Below are 18768 nucleotides of genomic sequence, written 5' to 3' on the forward strand. Positions count from 1 at the left end.
AGGCCGTCGTTCTGCCCGCACCGGTCGCGCACCGACATTCGACCTACCGACGCACCGTAGCACGAATGCTGCCGTCGTTAGGATAATGCCCTTTGCGGTCGTGTCCCGAGGCCCTTACCGTTCTCAAGGACACGCGTCCATGGCCGACGAAATTGCCCCCGCCCCCCCGGCGCCCGAAGGTCCGCCCGACGCCGAGCAGGACCGCCTCGCCCAACCGGTGGATGCCGAGCAGCCGCCCCGGCTCCCCTTTCCGGTCGTCGGGGTCGGCGCCTCGGCCGGCGGGCTGGAAGCGTTCTCCGCGTTCCTGGCCGCCATGCCGCCCGACGCCGGAATGGCGTTCGTCTTCATCCTCCACCTCCCGCCCGATCACAACAGCCTGCTGGCCGACATCCTCGCCCGCCGCACCGCCATGCCCGTCCACCAGGTCGAGGACGGGCTCGCGGTCGAGCCGGATCACGTGTACGTTACCCGCCCGGGCCACGTCGTCGGCATCCGCGAGGGCCGCCTCCGCGTTGGCCCGGAGCTGGGCGGTCCGCGGGCGGCCAACCGCCCGGTGGACGACTTCTTCCGCACGCTGGCCGAAGAGCAGCGGGAGCGGGCGGTCTGCGTGCTCCTGAGCGGCATGGGGTCCAACGGCACCGCCGGCGCGCAGGCGGTCAAGGCCGTCGGCGGGCTGTGCGTCGCCCAGGACCCGGACTCGGCTCAGTACCCGAGCATGCCCCGGCACCTGATCGACGCCGGGTACGCCGACTACATCGTCCGCCCGGCCGACCTGCCGGACGTGCTCCTCACGTACGCGCGCAGCCGCTACGCCACCGGCGGTCGGGAGGCCGACGCCCGGGCGGCGCTGGAGCGGGAGCAGCAGCACCTGCGCGAGGTCGTGGCCATCCTGCGGACCCGCACCCGGCAGGACTTCACCGGGTACAAGAAGCCCACCATCCTGCGCCGGGTGCAGCGGCGGATGGGGCTGCTCCGCGTGCCCACCATGGCCGAATACGCCCGGCACCTGCGGCAGAGCCCGAACGAGGTGACGGGGCTGGCCGACGACCTGCTGATCCACGTCACCGGGTTCTTCCGCGACCCGGAGGCGTGGGAGGTCTTGCGGGAGAAGGTCATCGCCCCGCTCGTCCGGACCCGCGAGGCCGGCGGCCCGGTGCGGGCGTGGGTGGCGGCGTGCTCGAGCGGGGAGGAGGCGTACACCCTGGCCATGATCCTGGTCGAGGAGTCGGACCGGGCGGACAAGCGGCTGGACATCAAGGTGTTCGCCACCGACTTGGCCGACCGCACCCTGTCCCACGCCCGGGCCGGGGTGTACCCCGGCGGGATCGAGAGCGAGATCAGTTCCGAGCGGCTGCGGCGGTTCTTCACCCGGGAGGACGAGGTGTACCGGGTGCGCCAGGAGCTGCGGGACCGGGTGGTGTTCGCCCCGCAGAACATCCTCCAGGACCCACCGTTCAGCCGGCTGGACATCGCCACCTGCCGCAACCTGCTCATCTACCTGGAGGCCGAGGTGCAGAAGCGGGTGCTGACGCTCCTGCACTTCGGGCTGCGCGAGGGCGGGGCCCTGTTCCTCGGCACGAGCGAGACGATCGGCGGCGCCGAGGAGCTGTTCGAGCCGGTGGACAAGAAGGCCCGCATCTACCGCCGGGTCGGGCCGACCCGGCACGGGCTGGTCGAGTTCCCGCTGCCGCGCCCGGTCCCGCCCCTCGCCGCCCCGGACGAGGCGCGGGGCCAGGCGCCCGCCCCGCGCCCGTCGCCCCCCGGCGACCGTTCGGTCGGGGAGCTCACCCGGCAGGCGCTCCTGGAGCACCACGCCCCGCCGGCGGTGGCCGTGGACCGCGACTTCCGGGTGGTGTACTACCACGGCGACACGTCCCCGTTCCTCCGGCAGGCCTCCGGCGAGCCGACCCGGGACCTGCTGCTCCTGGCCCGCGAGGGGGTGCGCGGCGCGGTCCGGCTCGCGCTCCAGCAGGCCGCGGCCCAGCAGCAGCCGGCCACGGCCCGCGACGGCTGGGTCGAGCGGCCGGGGCGCCGGGTGCGGGTGGAGGTGACCGCGTCGCCCGTGCCCGCCGGGACCCGGGCGGGTCACTTCGTCGTCAGCTTTGAGGAGTACGGCGAGGTGCCCGCGGCGGCGGGGCCGGACGGCGAGACCGGCGACCTGGCCCGGCTCCGGGCCGAGTTGCAGAGCACGATCGAGGAGCTGCAAACCAGCAACGAGGAGCTGAAGGCCTCCCACGAGGAGGCGATGAGCGTCAACGAGGAGCTGCAAAGCGCCAACGAGGAGCTGGAGACCTCGAAGGAGGAGATGCAGAGCCTGAACGAGGAGCTGCGGACCGTGAACGCCCAACTCCGGGCGAAGATGGAGGAGCACCAGGCGGCCAGCAGCGACCTGACCAGCCTTCTCACCAGCACCGACATCGCGGTGCTGTTCCTGGACACCCGGTTCCGCATCCGCCGGTTCACCCCGGCCGTCCGCGACCTGCTCGACCTGATCCCGGGCGACATCGGCCGGCCGCTGACGGCCCTGGCCCGGAAGTTCGACGACCCGCACCTGGACGACGACTGCCGGGCGGTGCTGGAGCGGCTGGCGCCGGTCGCCCGGGAGGTGCCCACGGCGGCCGGCCGGCACTACCTGCGGCGGGTGCTCCCGTACCGGACCGTGGACGACCGCATCGACGGGGTGGTGGTCACCTTCGTGGACGTGACCGAGCGGAAGCGGGCCGAAGACGCCCTGGCGGCGGAGAAGGGGTACGCCGAGAGCATCGTCGAAACGCTCCACGAGCCCCTGCTGATCCTCCACCCGGACCTGACGGTCAAGGGCGTCAACCCGGCGTTCTACACCCACTTCCGGGTCAACCCGGCGGGCACGATCGGGCGGAAGGTGTACCACCTCGGCAACGGGCAGTGGGACATCCCGGCCCTGCGGACGCTGCTGGAGGACGTGCTCCCGGGCAGCAACGTGTTCAACGATTACGAGGTGACCCACGAGTTCGAGGGCCTGGGCCGGCGGGTGATGCTGGTGAACGGGCGGCGGCTGGACCACGCGCAGCTCATCCTGCTGGGGGTCCGTGACATCACCGACCGCAAGCGGGCCGAGGAGGCGCTGCGCGAGTCCAACGTGCGGTTCCGGTCGATCGCCAACCTCGTGCCGGACCTGCTCTGGTCCAGCCGGTCCGACGGCTATACGGAGTGGTACAACCAGCGGTGGAGCGAGTACACCGGGCAGACGCTCGAGCAAGCGGCCGACTGGGGCTGGACCGACGCGATCCACCCCGACGACCGTGAGGGGTCGGCGCGGCGGTACGGCGCGGCGGTCTCGGCCGGCAAGGCCCTCGTACAGGAGCACCGCATCCGCCGGCACGACGGCGCGTACCGGTGGTTCCTCGTGCGGGCCGAGCCCGTCCGCGACGAGACGGGGCGCCTCACGATGTTCGGCAGCGCGACCGACACCCACGACCAGCGAACGATGATGGCGGCGGTGCTGGCGAGCGAGGAGAAGTACCGGACGCTGTTCGAGGCGATCGACGCGGGGTTCGCCATCTTCGAGATGATCTACGACGCCGCCGGCGCGCCGGCGGACTTACGGTACGTGGAGACGAACCCGGCGTTCGAGCGGCAGGCCGGGCGGCGGCCGGGGCCGGGGCAGACCATGCGGGAACTGTTCCCCGCGGCCGGGGACATGTGGCTGGCGGACTACGCCGAGGTCGCCCGCACGGGGCGATCGAAGCGGTTCGTCGATCAGGCCCCGGGGCTCGGCCGGTGGTTCGACGTGTTCGTATTCCCGGTCGCCGCCGGCCGGCTCGCGGCGCTGGTCCGCGATGTCACGACCGAGAAGCAGGCCGAGGACGCCCTGCGGGCGAGCGAGGCGAGGTACCGCGCGCTCGTCGAGAGCCAGGTGGAAATGGTGGCCCAGTTCCGCCCCGACGGGACGCTGCTGTTCGTCAACGGCGCCTACGCGCGGGCCTTCGGGACCACCCCCGAGCGGTTGACCGGCACGAACTTCTGGGACCTGATCCCCCCCGAGGGGCACGCCGCCGTGCGCGCCCGGCTCGACGCGCTGACGCCCGAAACGCCCCTGGTGCAGATCGAGAACATGATCGCCGCGGCCGGCGGCCCGCGGTGGACGCTGTGGACCAACCGGGCGCTGACGTTCGACGCGGCGGGCCGCGTGGCCGAGGCCCAGTCCGCCGGGGTGGACATTACGGACCGGAAGCGGGCGGAGGCGGCGCTCCAGAGGAGCGAGCGGCGGCTGGCGGCGGTGGCCGCGCACCTGCCGAGCGCGGCGGTGTTCGTGGTGGGCCGCGACCTGCGGTACCAGTTGGCCGACGGCGAGGCGATGCGCGACGCCGGGGCCGCCCCCGCCGACTTCGTCGGGAAGACCGTCCGGGAGGCGATCGGCCCGGCCCTCGCGGACGGGTACGAAGGGCACTATCGGGCGGCCCTGGGGGGCGCGCCGTTCCGGCACGAGCACACCATTCACGGGCGACACTACGTGACGCACGGGGTTCCGCTCCGGGACGCGGCCGGGGAGATCGACGCGGCGCTGGCGGTGTCGTACGACATCACCGCGCGCAAGCAAACCGAGACGGCCCTGCACGAGGGCGAGGAGCGGCTGCGCCTGGCCGTCGCCATCGGCGAACTCGGCACCTGGGACTGGGACACGCGGACCCGCCGGGTGGTGTGGAATGACACTCACTTCGCTATGCAGGGGTACGCGGTCGGCGAGGTGGCACCGAGCTACGAGGCCTGGGTCGCCCGGGTCCACCCGGACGACCGCGCCGGCGCCGTGGCCGCCCTGGAGTCCGCCCGGGACGTGCGGGCCGTGTACCGCCACGAGTTCCGCTCGGCCCACCCGGACGGGTCCGTCCGCTGGCTCTCGGCCCGGGGCCGCTTCTTCTACGACGAGGCCGGCGCGGCGGTGCGGATGATCGGCGTGATGCGGGACGTGACGGAGCAGCGGGTGGCGGAGGACGCCCTGCGCCGCAGCGAGGAGCGGCTGCGGCTCGCCCTGTCCGCCGCCCGCATGGGTACCTGGACGTGGGACGTGGCGGCCGACGCCCACCGCCGGGACGCCAGCCTGAATGCCCTGCTCGGCCTCCCCGCCGCGGAGACCACCGCCCCGTTCGAAGAGTTCCTCGCCCACATCCACCCCGACGACCGGGAGGCGGTCCGGGCCGCGTTCGACCAGTCGGTCCGCCACGGCCGCCTGCTGAGCACCGAGTTCCGGGCAGTGTGGCCGGACGGAACAGTGCGGTGGCTCCGGGACCAGGGCGACGTGTTCGGCACCGCCGGCCAAGCCCGGATGACCGGCGCGTGCGTGGACGTGACGGAGCGGCGGGAGGCCGAGGACGCGGTGCGGGCGAGCGAGGAGCGGCTGCGGCTGATCCTGGAGAGCGCGACGGATTTTGCCATCATCACCCTCGACGCGGGCCGCGCCGTAACCACCTGGAGCCCAGGGGCCGAGGCCACGTTCGGTTTCACGGCCGGCGAGATGATGGGCCGGCCCGGCGACCTCCTGTTCACGCCCGAGGACCGCGCGTCCGGGGCGCCCGAGCAGGAGGCGACCGAGGCCCGCGAGACCGGCCGGGCGGCGGAAGAGCGGTGGCACGTCCGCAAGGACGGGAGCCGGTTCTGGGCGTCCGGGGTGCTGGCCCCGCTCGGGACCGACGGGGCCAACGGGTTCGTCAAGGTGCTCCGCGACCTGACCGAGCGGAAGCGCGCCGAGGACGAGCTGCGGCGCGCCCGGGACGAGCTGGAGTTGCGGGTGGCCGAGCGGACGACCGAGCTGGCGGCGGCCCTGGACGCGCTGGAAACGGAGATGCAGCGGCGCCGGGACCTCGTCCGGCGGCTGGGCACGGCCCAGGAGGACGAACGGCAGCGGGTGGCGCGGGACTTGCACGACACGGTGGGGCAGCTTATGGCCGGGCTGGCGCTGGCGTTCAAGGCGGTCGAGCAGAGCGGCGCGCTCCCGGCCGCGGCCGTCACGCGCCTGGCCGACGCCCAGCGGGTGATGAACGAGCTGGGTCGCGAGGTCCACGGGCTCGCGGTCCGGCTGCGGCCGACGGCGCTGGACGACTTCGGCCTGGAGGCCGCGCTGGCGCAGCTCGTGACCGAGTGGTCGGGCCGCACCGGGGTGCCCGCGGAGTTCCACGCATCGGGACTGGCTCGGCTGCCCCGGGAGATCGAGACGGCGGTCTACCGGGTCGTGCAGGAGGCACTGACCAACGTGGCCAAGCACGCCAACGCGACCACCGCCGGCGTGGCGGTCGCCCGGCCGGACGGGTTCGTGTCGGTGGTGATCGAGGACGACGGCGCGGGGTTCGACCCGCTGGCGCCGCCGAAGGGGCGTCTCGGGCTGCTGGGGATGCGCGAGCGGGTCGAACTCCTGGGCGGCTCGATTGACATCGAGTCGAGCCCCGGCGCGGGGACGACGGTGACGGTTCAGATCCCGGTTGCACAAAACGGAGGCGAGTCGTGAACAAGCTGCGCGTGTTCCTGGTGGACGACCATCCCGTAGTGCGGGACGGGCTGCGGGTGCTGCTCGACAGCGAGGCCGACATGGAGGTGGTCGGGGACGCCTTCGACGGGGAAACGGCCGTCGGGCGGGCGGCCGAACTGCGGCCCGACGTGGTGGTGATGGACGTGTCGATGCCGGGCATGGGCGGGATCGAGGCGACGGCCCGCATCCGCGCCGGTTGCCCGAACGTCCGGGTCGTCGCGCTGACCGCGCACGAGGACCGGAAGTACGTACAGCAGGCGCTCCAGGCGGGGGCGACGGGGTACGTGCCGAAGCGGGCGGCGGCGGCCGACCTGGTCGGGGCGATCCGCCACGCCGCCGCGGGTCGCACCTACCTGGACCCGTCGGTGACCGGGCCGTACCTGTCCGCGGAGCCGGCGACCGAGGCGACGAGCGACCACGGCCTGAGCGAGCGCGAGGTGGAGGTGCTCAAGCAGCTCACGGCGGGGTACTCGAACAAGCAGATCGCGGCGCGGCTCGAGGTGAGCGTCAAGTCGGTGGAGACGTACAAGGGCCGGGCGATGGAGAAGCTCGGCATCCGGTCGCGGGTGGGGCTGGTCCAGTTCGCGGTGCGGCAGGGTTGGCTGAGCGGCGGCTGACGGCGGCTCCGTCGTGTGCAAAACCTGGTCCGCGGCCGAGTCACTCGCCGCACGACGGCCTGCGGACGAGGGCGAGCGGTCGTCACGCTCACGACCCGGTTGTTCTCCCGTTCCGTGCGGACGGTCGCATACGCGACCGCGGCGGAACGACCGTGTACGGCTCCCGCGGGCGCCCCGGGCGCTCGGCCCGCGGATGCTGGGCTTGTGTCCCGGGCGCTCGGATGCACTGGGCGACCGTGCCCCGGGGCGCCCCGACCAACCGGGCCGTCTGGCGGATGTCGCTTCCCTCGGCCACATGGGCTCGCGCCTGCGACCACGGTCGCGGTCGGCGATCGGCGATCGGGTGCCGTGCTCGGCGTGCCCCGTGAAAGCCCAAAAGGGCACTGCTTCAGTAAGTGCGGCTGTACATTTTCCTGACGCCGCGCCCTCGACGGTTCGGACAACAACGGGCGATTCACACCTTTTGGTGCCTCACGTCAGCGCCGCTGAACGCTGGATATCGCAGGTGTTTTGGCGTGAGTAGCACTTTTTGCAGGGGCAGGCTGAACTGTCGGGCATTCGGGCGCGTCGCTTGTGAATGTTCCGATTTTGTCCCCCCCATTCTGCCTGCAAGTGCGTTCTTCGCAGCTATGGTTCGGGCATCGAACGCACTGCGATGCACCCGACCCCGCTCCCGCGTTCGGGCTCGCTGCTGAAGGGCCGGTCGGTTGCTCCCCCCGCATAGCCGGGCCGCACCCCGATCGGCCGCGCGAGTTCGGTATCACTCTCTTTCGCCCCTTTGCTCCGGCCGGCCCTTTGCGAATGGGACCAGCCGGTGCGCGTCCGACGGTCCCCTCCGTCCCCGGGCGCCATTGATTTTCGGCCGTGCCATCTACTTGCGTCACCCTCTTTGAGGAGCCGTGTATGCGTCGTCGTGGGTTTACGTTGATCGAGTTGCTGGTGGTGATTGCGATCATTGCGATCCTGATCGGGCTCTTGCTCCCTGCGGTGCAAAAGGTGCGCGAGGCGGCGGCACGAATGAAGTGCCAAAACAACCTCAAACAGATCGGGCTCGCCGCACACAACTTCCACGACGCGAACAACGCCCTGCCGAGCTCGCAGTACATGTCCCCGCCGAACACCCCGAACCGCGCCGCCACGCCCATGTTCGACGTGCTCAGCGGGTTCGTCTACCTGCTGCCTTACATGGAGCAGGGGGCTCTGAAGGACGCGATCTATAACGACCCCGTGTTCACGGCCGGTAACGTCGGTCCGAACTCGCCGTCCACGTTCGCGCCGTGGAAGGTGATCGTGTCGACCTACCAGTGCCCCTCCGACAGCGGGCTCCTCGACGCGTCCGGGTGGGGGCCGCGGAGCTACCAGATGGTCGTGGGCGACCGGCCCGACGCGAACAACAACACGGCCGCGACCCGTGGCGTTTTCAAGAACTTCAACCCGACGATCAACGGGGCCACCGCGCCGGAGCGGCACGGCAACACCCTCCTTCAGATCACCGACGGCACGAGCAACACCGTGATGTTCGCCGAGCGGAAGCGGGCGGTCGGGACGAACGATATCGGTCGCATCGGCAGCACCAACGGCTCGTACGTCCCCCGGGACTGCCTGTCGACCTGGAACGGGACGCAGTTCACCTCGTTCACCGGCACCAACACCGGGTGGATCGCGTCCAGTCGCTACCAGGACGGCCGCTCGTTCTACGCCACGGTCCACACGATCCTCCCGCCGAACAGCCCGAGCTGCGCGGTCAACCCGAGCAACGGTAACGGCAGCGGCTGGGGGTTCTTCTCCGCCACGAGCAACCACTCCGGCGGGGTGAACGTGGCGTTCGCCGACGGGAGCGTTCGCTTCATCCCGAACGCGATCGACACCGGCACCCTGACGGTAGACGCCACCAGCTTCTCGTCGGGGGCCAGCCCTTACGGCGTGTGGGGCGCGATGGGCACTGCGGCCGGCGGCGAGGTCATCCCCGGCAGCTAACGGCGAGCGGACCGGCCGGGGCGACCGTCGCCCCGGCCCCCGCAATCATCATTCCCAGCCTTTATGAGCGGAGAAGAACCGATGACCCTTTGGCGAATCGCGGCGGCCTTCGGAGCGGTGGCGGTCGCGCTCGGCTCGAGCGCCTGCAGCAACAGCGACTTCCGCATGCCGGCCACGTCGCTCAGCGGCAAAGTGACCGTTAACGGCAAGCCGCTCTCGTGCGGCGTCGTGACCGCCTACCGCGGCAGCTCGAAAGTGATGGAAGCGTCCATCGAGGTGGACGGCAACTACACGTTCGCGGACCCGCCGGCCGGGGAGTACCTGATCACGGTCACCAGGACCGACGCGCCCTCCACTTACAGCCGGCCGGTGCGGCTCCCCGCGAAGTACGCCGACCCGGGCAGCTCCGGGCTGCGGGCGACCGTGGTGAGCGACCGGCCCAACACCCAGGATCTCACGCTCGGCACGAAGTGACCCGCCGGAGCGGGTTCGAAGTTGTGTGCCTGACAGTGCCCGCCGGAACGTACCCCAGAAACACCCACCTATGCCCGCACTATCATCCACAACCGAGTTCATCGACCTGTTCCGCCGGAGCGGCATCTACCAGGCCGGCGCGTTCGACGACGCGCTGGCCAAGGTGCCCGACCTGCCCGACGACCCGGCCCGGGCGGCGACCGTCTTCGTCCAGCGCGGGGTGCTGACCAGGTTCCAGGCGCGGCTCCTGCTGAACGGCCGGTCGCGCGGGTTCCGGTTGGGCTCCTACGTCATTCAGGACCAGCTCGGGCAGGGCGGTATGGGGACCGTGTTCCTCGCCGAACACACCACCCTCCGCCGCCTCGCGGCGGTTAAGGTGCTCACGCTCCCGAAGGATGTTGACGGGACCGACCTGGCCCTGGAGCGGTTCCTGCGGGAGGCCCGGGCCGCCGCCGCCCTGGACCACCCGAACATCGTCCGCGTCAACGACGTCGCGAACCAGGACGGCATCCACTACATCACGCTGGAGTACGTCGACGGGGTGACGCTCGAGCAGCTGCTGCAGAAGGGCGGGCCGGTCACGCCGTCGCGGGCCGTCGAGTACATCGCCCAGGCAGCCGCCGGGCTCCAGCACGCCGACGAGCGCGGGTTCGTCCACCGCGACATTAAGCCGGCCAACCTGATCCTCACGCGGGACCAGAAGACGCTCAAGATCCTCGACATGGGGCTGGCCCGCTCGTTCACCAAAGAAGAAGACAAGCTGACCGAGCGGCTGGAGCACGGGGCCATCGCCGGGACCGTCGATTTCATCGCCCCGGAGCAGTCGCTCGGCGCCGTCAACCTGGACATTCGGGCCGACATCTACTCGCTCGGGGCCACCTTCTTCACCCTCCTCACCGGCCGCCCGCCGTTCCAGGGGAACACCACGCAGAAGCTTGCCCAGCACCAGATGAAGCCGGCTCCGGACCTGACGGAACTCGACCCGACGCTCCCGGCCGAGTTGGCCGCAGTGGTCGCGAAAATGCTCGCGAAAAAGCCCAAAGACCGGTACCAAACGCCCGCCGACGTAATTGCAGCGCTGGCGCCGTGGCTGGGCCAGTCGCGGACCAACTTGCCCGGCGCGGTGCTGGCGCCGGCGCACTCCGGCCGGATCGTCGAGGGCGGGGTGCCGTCGGCCCGGAGTACCGTTCGCGCTGGGACGGCCGGTACGGAGCGCCGCACCACCCGGCGTAAGAAGAAGGCGAAACCGGCAGAGCCGCAGAAAAAGACGCTGCTGATCGCGGCCGGCGCGCTCGGCGCGCTGCTCGTGGCGGTGCTCGTCGCGGTTCTGGCGTCCGGCGGCAAGAAGCCGGAACAGGCGTCGAACGTGCCTGCCGGTAATCAGCCCGTTACGCCGTCTGTTACGCAGCCGGTGAACACCCCGCCCAGAATCGGCCCGAGCGCGCCGCAGAACCCGCAGCCGGCCGTCAAGCCGCCCGCCGGGGCGCCGGGCGAACTGTTGTACCACATCGATTTCGCGAACCTGGAAACCAGCTCGCTCTCGGCCGCGGTGGGCGAGAAGGTGTACACACAGCGGCTCGGCGGCCAGAGCCTTCCGCTCGGATGGGGCATCAACCACCACGAGCCCGCGGCGGCCGCCGAGTTCGCGATCGCCGACTTCGCCGGGGCACGCGCGCTCGAAGTCCGGCGCGTCCGGTTCGAGCGCACCGAGGTGGTTTGTAAGCTGGACGCCGTACTCAGCACGCCTGGGGTGAACGAGTCCCGCACGTTCCGCGTGGAGTACCAGTTCGACGGCCCCGGCCTCGTGCAGTTCGGGATCAAGATCGACAAGGTTCCGTACGTGAGGCCCGTTCTGGAGCCGCTCGCGCCGACGAGCGGGGGCTGGCGCCAGGCGGAGTTCGTGTTCACACGGCAGACCAACGACCCGGTGATGTTCAGTTGCAACATCTCCCCGGACCCGAAGGCGCCGACCGCGCCGACCGGTGCGTTCCGGCTCCGGGCCCTCGACGTGTGGAAGGGGCGGGCCGCGGCGGCGCCGCCGGCGGCTCCCCCGGCCCCGGCGGCTCTGGCGAACCGGTTCGTCGGTTGGAAAGCCGGGGCCGTGGTCTACCGTTCCGACCTCGGAGAGATCGAACCGTTCCAGGTCACGAAGGAGGGCACGAAGGTCCAAACGGGCGCGCCCGAACAGCTCCCCAAGGGGATCCGCGCTTCGTGCTGGAAGCCCGCCGCGGTCGCGGAGTTCCGGTGCGAGTCCACCGGCGTCTCGCGGGCCCTGGGGGTGGCCAACCTGTCCGACGATAAGGCCGGCCGGATCGCCTTCGAACTCGAACGCGAGATGGACCTCCGCCTGACGCCCGGGAAGGCGTACCGCGTGACGGTTGAGTACGCGACCCAAAGCGGAGCTTCGGGCGGGCTGGTGGTACAAGCGCCCGGAACGACCGTGCGAAACGTGCTTCAGATTCCGCTCACCGCCAGCGACGACAGTTGGAAGACGGTCTCCGGTGAGTTCGAGCGCCGCGACGGCGAACCGATCCGGCTGAGCTTGGAGAACTTCACCGTCGGCGCGGAAAAGGTCCTCTCGATCCGGTCCATTGAGGTTACCGAACTGGTGAAGCCGGACTGAATTGCGCCCGTCCCCGCAACGTGCCGCCGCCGGTTCCGGTCGGCCGGCACGCGAACCTTCCGCCGCCGGCCCGGCGGCAACTCTCGCCCCGCTCGATTATCTCGGACCATCGCTTCGCAAACGGGTTGCCGGGGACCGGCGGCCCGCTCGCGTAACCAACCCATTGCATCCAGCCGAAGGACCTCGTATGTCGTCTCGCAGCTCTTTCCGGAACCGGCAACCGATTGCCCTGAACGGTGTGGAGCGACTGGAAGACCGTCTCACCCCGGCGTCCGGGGCAGGGCTCTTGGGTCAGTATTACGCGAACCCGGATTTCACAAATTTGACGGCCGTTCAGACGGACGCGGGCATCAACGCTCAGTGGGCACCCGAAGTGGCCGGAGGGGCGCGTGCGATTCGATGGTCGGGACAGGTGGAGGCGAAGTACACCGAGGATTACACGTTCACGGCAACCGCGGACGAGAAGGTCCGGGTGTGGGTGAACGGGCAGTTGCTGGTGAACGGCAGCGGAACGGAGGCGGCGGCCCAGTACGCGGGGACAATTCACCTCGTCGCCGGCCGCCGGTACGACCTCCTGGTGGAGTACGAGAACCACGTCGGCGGCGGGCAGGTCAAGCTGGAATGGGCCAGCGCATCGCAGCCCCGCACGGTCGTCCCGGTCGGGCAACTGTTCCCGAGCGAACGGGGCGGCCTGCTCCAAGAAGGATCGAAGCTCAGCGGATTTATTTTCCCTCCGGTCACCGGATATTACCAATTTACCGTCGGTACGTCGGGCGCCGCACTGTACCTGAGCAACAGCACCGACCCGGCCGGGAAGCGACTGATCGCCGGGGCGGGTGCGTCCGCACCCGTTTACCTCGTCGCCGGGCAGTCGTACTACGTCGAGGCGCTCGGTACGGGCTCGGCCGCGCCGGGCATCGGCTGGGTGCGGCCGGACGGTCGGGTTGATGCGGTCATCCCCGGGGAGCACCTCGCCCCGGTCCTTCCGGAAGTCCGGGTGTATGCCGACACCAGCGCGGCCGTCGAGGGCGAGGACAACGAGGGCCGGTTCACCGTCGTCCGGACCGGGCCGACGACCTCACCGATCACCGTTCGGTACACGGTGTCCGGAACCGCGATTGCCGGAACGGACTACACGTCCCTGTCCGGGTGGGTGACCATCCCGGCCGGCGCGACCTCGGCGGCGATCACGGTCCGGGGGCTCGCCGACGGCCTCCTTGAGGGGACCGAGACGGTTTCCGTCGAACTGCAAGACGGGCCGGGCTATCAGGTCGGCACGACCAGCAGCCGGACGGCGGTCACCACCGTCCTCGACAACAGCGACGCGCCGGCGGGCGGCACGGCCGTTGTTAACTCGTCGCCCGCGGCGTTCTCCACCAACGGCGTCCCGACGTACGGGTCGAGCCAGGTGCTGTCGGACCCGCGGTTCGGCCAGGCGCTCCACGTCAACGTTACGACGGTCCCGCCCAACACCTACAACATCCAGGCCGCTCAGGCCACGACCGCGGCCGTCAAGAAGGGCGATCGGCTGCTTGTGGAGTTCTACGCCCGCTCCCTGAGTGGAATCACCGGCCGGTTTGAAGTCGTGTTCGAGCAGCGCGTCGCCCCGAACGCCAAGTCGCTCTCGCAGGGCGCCGAGGTGGGCAGCGAGTGGACCAAGTTCCAGATCGCGTTCGTAGCCAACGACGACTACGCGGCCGGCGCGGCGGCGCTCAACTTCCGGTTCGGCGCCCAGTTGCAGACCCTCCAACTGGCCGGCGTCCGGTTGCTCAACTACGGCCCGTCGCCCAGCCTGATCCCCGCCGCCGGGTTCACCGTAACCCAGAACGGCGGCACCTGGGGAACGGTCGGGCCGGTGGCGGTGGACGGGCCGACGTTCACCTCGGCCACGCAGGCCACGACCGTAACCAAGCCGCCCACCGGATCGTACCAGTTCCAGCAGACGGTCAAGAACGCCGCCGCCATCGCCGCCGGCGAGACGGTGACCGTGGAGTATTACGTGCGGTCGGTCGGGGGGCCGACGGCGCAGACCCGCGTCGTGGTGCAAACGGCCGGCGGGGGCACCATCTACACCAGCCGCGACGCCACCGTCGGGACGGAGTGGACCAAGTTCACGCTGACCTTCACGGCCCCGCAGGCGTTCGCGGCGAATGCGATTCAACTGGGGTTCAACTTCGGGTTCGACCCGCAGGCGCTGCAACTCGGCGGCATCACCTGGACGCACTCCGGGCCGACGGCGCCGGTGGTTTCTGCGGCGGTCCCGAGTTCGTCGACCGGCGCCCTGACGACCACCGGCGCGGCTTACGGCAGCGGCCGGTACATCGACGCGCCCGGCCCTGGGTTCACCCGGGCTTACGAGGCGACCACCACCGCGGTTCCGCCGCAGCTTTACAACTTCCAGGTGGCAACCCGGAACGTGGACGCGCTGGCCAGCGGCACGGCGGTGACCGTTCAGTTCTACGCGCGGGCGAAGACTGGCACAGCGCAGTTCAACGCCCTCCTTCAAGAAATCGCCAGTCCGAACCAGACGTTCGGCAGCACGGGGGCGCGCACGGTCGGGACCGACTGGGTCCAGATCACGTTCACCGGAACGCTGGGCAAGGCGTTCGCGGCGAACGCGCTGCAACTCGTGTTCAACCTCGGCTACGGCCTGCAAACGGTCCAGATCGCGGGCCTGGTGGTCACCGCGAACACCACCGACCCGTACCCGTTCCAGAACGACGTCCTGTCGGAACTCGCGTTCGCCGGCACCGGGACCTACGGGACCGCCACCCCGTCGGCGTTCACCAGCGCCCCGGCGTTCTTCCAGTCCTACACGGTCGAAACGACCACGAAACCGGCGGCCCCGTCCGCCTTCCAGGCCGTCGCGAAGGTGCCCGAGGCGCTGAAGGCGGGCGACACCTTGACGCTTCAGTTCACCGCCCGGACGCAAACCACCGCGGGGACGATCTCGGTCGCCGTGCAGCGGACGGACGGCACCTTCGCCACGCTCTTCCTTCAGCAACTCACACTGAACAACCAGAGCACAAGCGGCGGTGGGTGGACGACGTACACGTACACCGTTCCGATCGCCGAAGCGTTCGCGGCCGGCGGTCTGCAGGTGGCGATCAACTTCGGCCACGCCGTGCAGAAGGTCCAGATCGTCGGCCTGACACTGACCAAGACGTCCACGCCGGACCCGGTCGTGCAGGCACTGCCGACGCTGACGTCTCCGCTGGGGTACGGCGGGCGGGACGGGGGGGCGGACTGGCGGGCCGAGGCCGACGCCCAGATCGACGCGGTTCGCAAGGCCGACCTCACCGTGCAGGTGGTGGACCAGGCCGGCCGCGCGATCGACGGGGCGGTGGTGTCCGTCCGGCAGGCCGAGCAGGCGTTCAAGTTCGGGACGGCCGTGAACGCGAACCTGCTCCTGAGTTCCGGCGCGGACGCGGACAAGTACCGGGCCGTTCTGCTCCAACTGTTCAACACGGCCACCATCGAGAGCCAGCTCAAGTGGCAGCCGTACGAGAACGACCCGGCCCGGGCGCAGAACTCGGTGGACTGGCTGGTGGCCAACGGGCTGTACGTTCGCGGGCACACCATCATCTGGCCGCGCCGCGACAACATGCCCGCCGACGTGTGGGCCACCTACGACCAGATCAAGGCCGCCCAGGGCGCGGACGCGGCGGCCGACTACCTGGAGGCCGCGATCGACGCCCGGATCGCGGAGATGATCACCACGTTCAACGGCATCATCACCGAATGGGACGTGGTGAACGAGCCGTACAGCAACCACGACGTGATGGACATCCTCGGCCCGGACATCATCACCAAGTGGTACGAACTTGTGGGCCAGTACGACCCGACCGTGCTGCGGTTCCTCAACGACTACGAGATCTTCGCCCGGAACGGCCTGAACGCCGCGCACCGCGCCGACTTCGACGCGTGGCTCGACCGGCTCACCGCCGCCGGGGTGCTCGACGGGATCGGGGAGCAGAGCCACTACACCACCAGCAACCTGACCGACATCCCCGTGCTGGGCGACCTGCTCAACACGTATGGCGCTTACGGGCTGCCGATCGCCATCACCGAGTTCGACTTCACCACCAGCGATCAGCAGTTGCAGGCCGACTACCTGCGCGACTACATGACGATGGTGTTCAGCAACCCGGCGGTGACGGAGTTCGTCCAGTGGGGCTTCTGGGCCGGCTCGCACTGGCGGCCGGACGCCGCCATGTTCAACTTCGACTGGACCCTCAAGCCCAACGGCCAGGCGTACCAGGACCTGGTGTTCGGCGACTGGTGGACCGACACCCGCGGCACCAGCGCGTGGGGCGGGGCGTTCTCTACCCGCGCGTTCCAGGGGGAGTACGAAGTCGTAGTCGAGTACAACGGGCAGACCGTGGTGCGGCCCGCGACCCTCGGCCCGGACGGCGTTACGCTGGTCGTGTCGGTCAACGCCCCGGCGGTGGCCGAGACGCCGAGTCTGACGGCGCCCTCAACTGCTCTCGGGGACGAGGGCACGCCGATCGTGCTCGACATCGCCGCGGGGCTCAACGACCTGGACGGCTCGGAGGTGCTGGCCGTCACGGTGGCCGGGGTGCCGGCCGGGGCAACGCTGTCCGCCGGCACCAACACCGGTGATGGCGTCTGGACCCTGATCGCGGCTGATTTGAATGGGCTGAAGATCACCGTGCCGGACAACGCCTCGTTCACGTTGACGGTGACGGCCACGGCCCTCGAACCGGCAACGGGCGATGCAGCGAGCGTGTCGACGAGCGTCGCGGTCACCGTGCGGAACGTGGCGCCGGTTCCGGTCATTCAGTCGGTGTCTGGCCCGCGGGTGGAGGGGACCGCCGTCACGGTCACCGGATCGGCCACCGACGCGGCCGGGGTCAACGACACGATCACCCTGACGTGGTTCGTTTTCAAAGACGGGGCAACCGGCACTTACGCAACCGGTAACGGTACGGCGTTCACCTTCACCCCGAGCGACGACGGCAGCTACCGCATCGTGATGGTCGCGTCCGACGAGGACGGCGGCGTGGCAATTACGGACCAGTTGGTGGCCGTGGCGAACGCCGCGCCGGTCCCGGTGATTGAGTCGGTTACCGGCTCGCGTGTGGAAGGGGCTGCGATCACGGTCACCGGATCGGCCACCGACGCGGCCGAGGTCAACGACACGATCACCCTGACGTGGGCTGTTTACAAGAGCGGTGCCGCCACAGCATTTGCTAGCGGCACCGGAACCACATTGTCGTTTACTCCGAACGATAACGGCAGTTACCGGATCGTGCTAACAGCGGCCGACGAGGACGGCGGCAGTTCGACGACCGAGCAGACCGTGATCGTGACGAACGCCGCGCCGGTCCCGTCCTTCACCGGCCCGACCTCCGGGGTCCGGGGGCAAACGCTGACCTACGTCGGGAGCTTCACCGACCTCGGCGCTGGCGACACGCACGCCCTCACCTGGACGGTCACCCGGAACGGGGTCACATACGCCACCGGCACCGGATCGTCCCTCTCGTTCGTCCCGACCGCCGACGGCATCTACAAGGTGTCGTTCACGGTGACGGACGACGACGGCGGAACCGCGACCGCGACCACATCGGTCACCGTCAGCGCCATCGCTGTCCAGGAGGACCCGCTGAGCCCGGGCAAGGGGCTGTTGGTGATCGGCGGGACGACCGGAGCGGATCTCATCACCGTTTCGCAGGGGCTGTTAGGAGGGTACACGGTTACCATTCTCTCGGCCGGTCCGAACGGCCTGGATCTGACGGTCGGGATCTTCCGCCCGCGGTCGAGCGGGTGGGAACTGTCGCTTGCCATTGGTGGGTCGTCGGCCACGCTGTTCTCGGCTTCACTCACCATGCCACTCGACGGGATCGTTGTGTACGCTCAGGCGGGCGACGACAGCGTCACGGTGGGCGGGAGCATCGACCTGACTGCGTGGCTCTACGGCGGGGACGGAGACGACGTTCTCACCGGCGGGGGCGGGAACGATGTCCTGATCGGCGGTGACGGGAACGACCACCTGAACGGCGGCGCCGGACGGGACATCCTGATCGGTGGCCGCGGCGCGGACCGGCTCGTCGCCGGCGCCGGTGACGACATCCTGATTGCTGGGCTCACCAGTTACGACGACGACCGTGGGGCGTTGGCGAGTCTGCTCGGCGTGTGGGTCGATTCCACCAGGACGTACGCGCAGCGGACCGCTGCTTTGGCCGATCCGACCCTGCGCGGCGGTGTGTACCTGGGACCGACGACCGTCCGGGATGATACGTCGAGCGACACCCTGATTGGTGGCGCGGGGGCCAACTGGTTCTTCTTCGACCCCGCCCGTGACCGTCGCATTGGCTGATATCAGGCTGGCTCGGCCGGGGCTGATTTCCCGGCCGAGACTGATCCACGGTCTGCGTGGTGGTGACTGTTTTTGTGACACGGGCATTCTGTCTGCGTGGCGTGAGAAAGTTACGCGGAAAGCAATGCTTGTGCCACAAGACCAGCTTCAGGCGACCATGCGGACCGCTCAGAACACCGTTAGCAATTTCCTGGCCGGCGTTCAGTGGGGCGCGATCGAGGGGGAGGGGGCCGGGTGC

Annotated in this window: 6 protein-coding genes; all 6 read left to right on the forward strand. The window is 70.1% G+C overall.

Going from position 1 to position 18768, the window contains the following annotated elements; translation table 11 throughout:
• Nucleotides 1-139: 139 nt before the first annotated feature.
• The 6 genes from GobsT_RS12885 (at nt 140) to GobsT_RS12910 (ending at nt 18530) form a co-directional block, all read left to right on the forward strand.
• Nucleotides 140-6478: a PAS domain S-box protein gene (locus tag GobsT_RS12885; RefSeq protein WP_010037043.1), complete on the forward strand. Its 6339-nt coding sequence runs from the start codon at nt 140-142 to the stop codon at nt 6476-6478.
• Nucleotides 6475-7116: a response regulator gene (locus tag GobsT_RS12890; RefSeq protein ID WP_010037044.1), complete on the forward strand. Its 642-nt coding sequence runs from the start codon at nt 6475-6477 to the stop codon at nt 7114-7116. The genes GobsT_RS12885 and GobsT_RS12890 overlap by 4 nt, the downstream gene beginning before the upstream one ends.
• Before the next feature lie 903 nt (nt 7117-8019).
• Complete coding sequence (locus GobsT_RS12895; protein WP_010037045.1) at nt 8020-9093, forward strand: DUF1559 domain-containing protein; 1074 nt, start codon at nt 8020-8022, stop codon at nt 9091-9093.
• A gap of 81 nt (nt 9094-9174) precedes the next feature.
• Nucleotides 9175-9567 (forward strand): carboxypeptidase regulatory-like domain-containing protein, encoded by a 393-nt coding sequence (locus GobsT_RS12900; protein WP_010037047.1) that lies wholly within the window; start codon nt 9175-9177, stop codon nt 9565-9567.
• Nucleotides 9568-9637: 70 nt separating this feature from the next.
• Entirely contained in the window at nt 9638-12190 is a 2553-nt protein-coding gene (locus GobsT_RS12905; RefSeq protein WP_010037048.1) for a serine/threonine-protein kinase, read from the forward strand.
• A gap of 187 nt (nt 12191-12377) precedes the next feature.
• The gene (locus GobsT_RS12910; RefSeq protein WP_010037050.1) at nt 12378-18530 is read left to right on the forward strand and encodes an endo-1,4-beta-xylanase; all 6153 of its coding nucleotides are present in this window, start codon (nt 12378-12380) and stop codon (nt 18528-18530) included.
• Nucleotides 18531-18768: the final 238 nt, after the last annotated feature.

It is taken from the genome of Gemmata obscuriglobus, from assembly GCF_008065095.1.
Lineage (GTDB): Bacteria > Planctomycetota > Planctomycetia > Gemmatales > Gemmataceae > Gemmata > Gemmata obscuriglobus.

Excerpts from the sequence above, each read along its gene's own strand:
- GobsT_RS12885 (WP_010037043.1), top strand. The coding sequence starts at position 140 with ATGGCCGACGAAATTGCCCCCGCCCCCCCGGCGCCCGAAGGTCCGCCC.
- GobsT_RS12895 (WP_010037045.1), top strand. The coding sequence starts at position 8,020 with ATGCGTCGTCGTGGGTTTACGTTGATCGAGTTGCTGGTGGTGATTGCG.
- GobsT_RS12900 (WP_010037047.1), top strand. The coding sequence starts at position 9,175 with ATGACCCTTTGGCGAATCGCGGCGGCCTTCGGAGCGGTGGCGGTCGCG.
- GobsT_RS12905 (WP_010037048.1), top strand. The coding sequence starts at position 9,638 with ATGCCCGCACTATCATCCACAACCGAGTTCATCGACCTGTTCCGCCGG.
- GobsT_RS12910 (WP_010037050.1), top strand. The coding sequence starts at position 12,378 with ATGTCGTCTCGCAGCTCTTTCCGGAACCGGCAACCGATTGCCCTGAAC.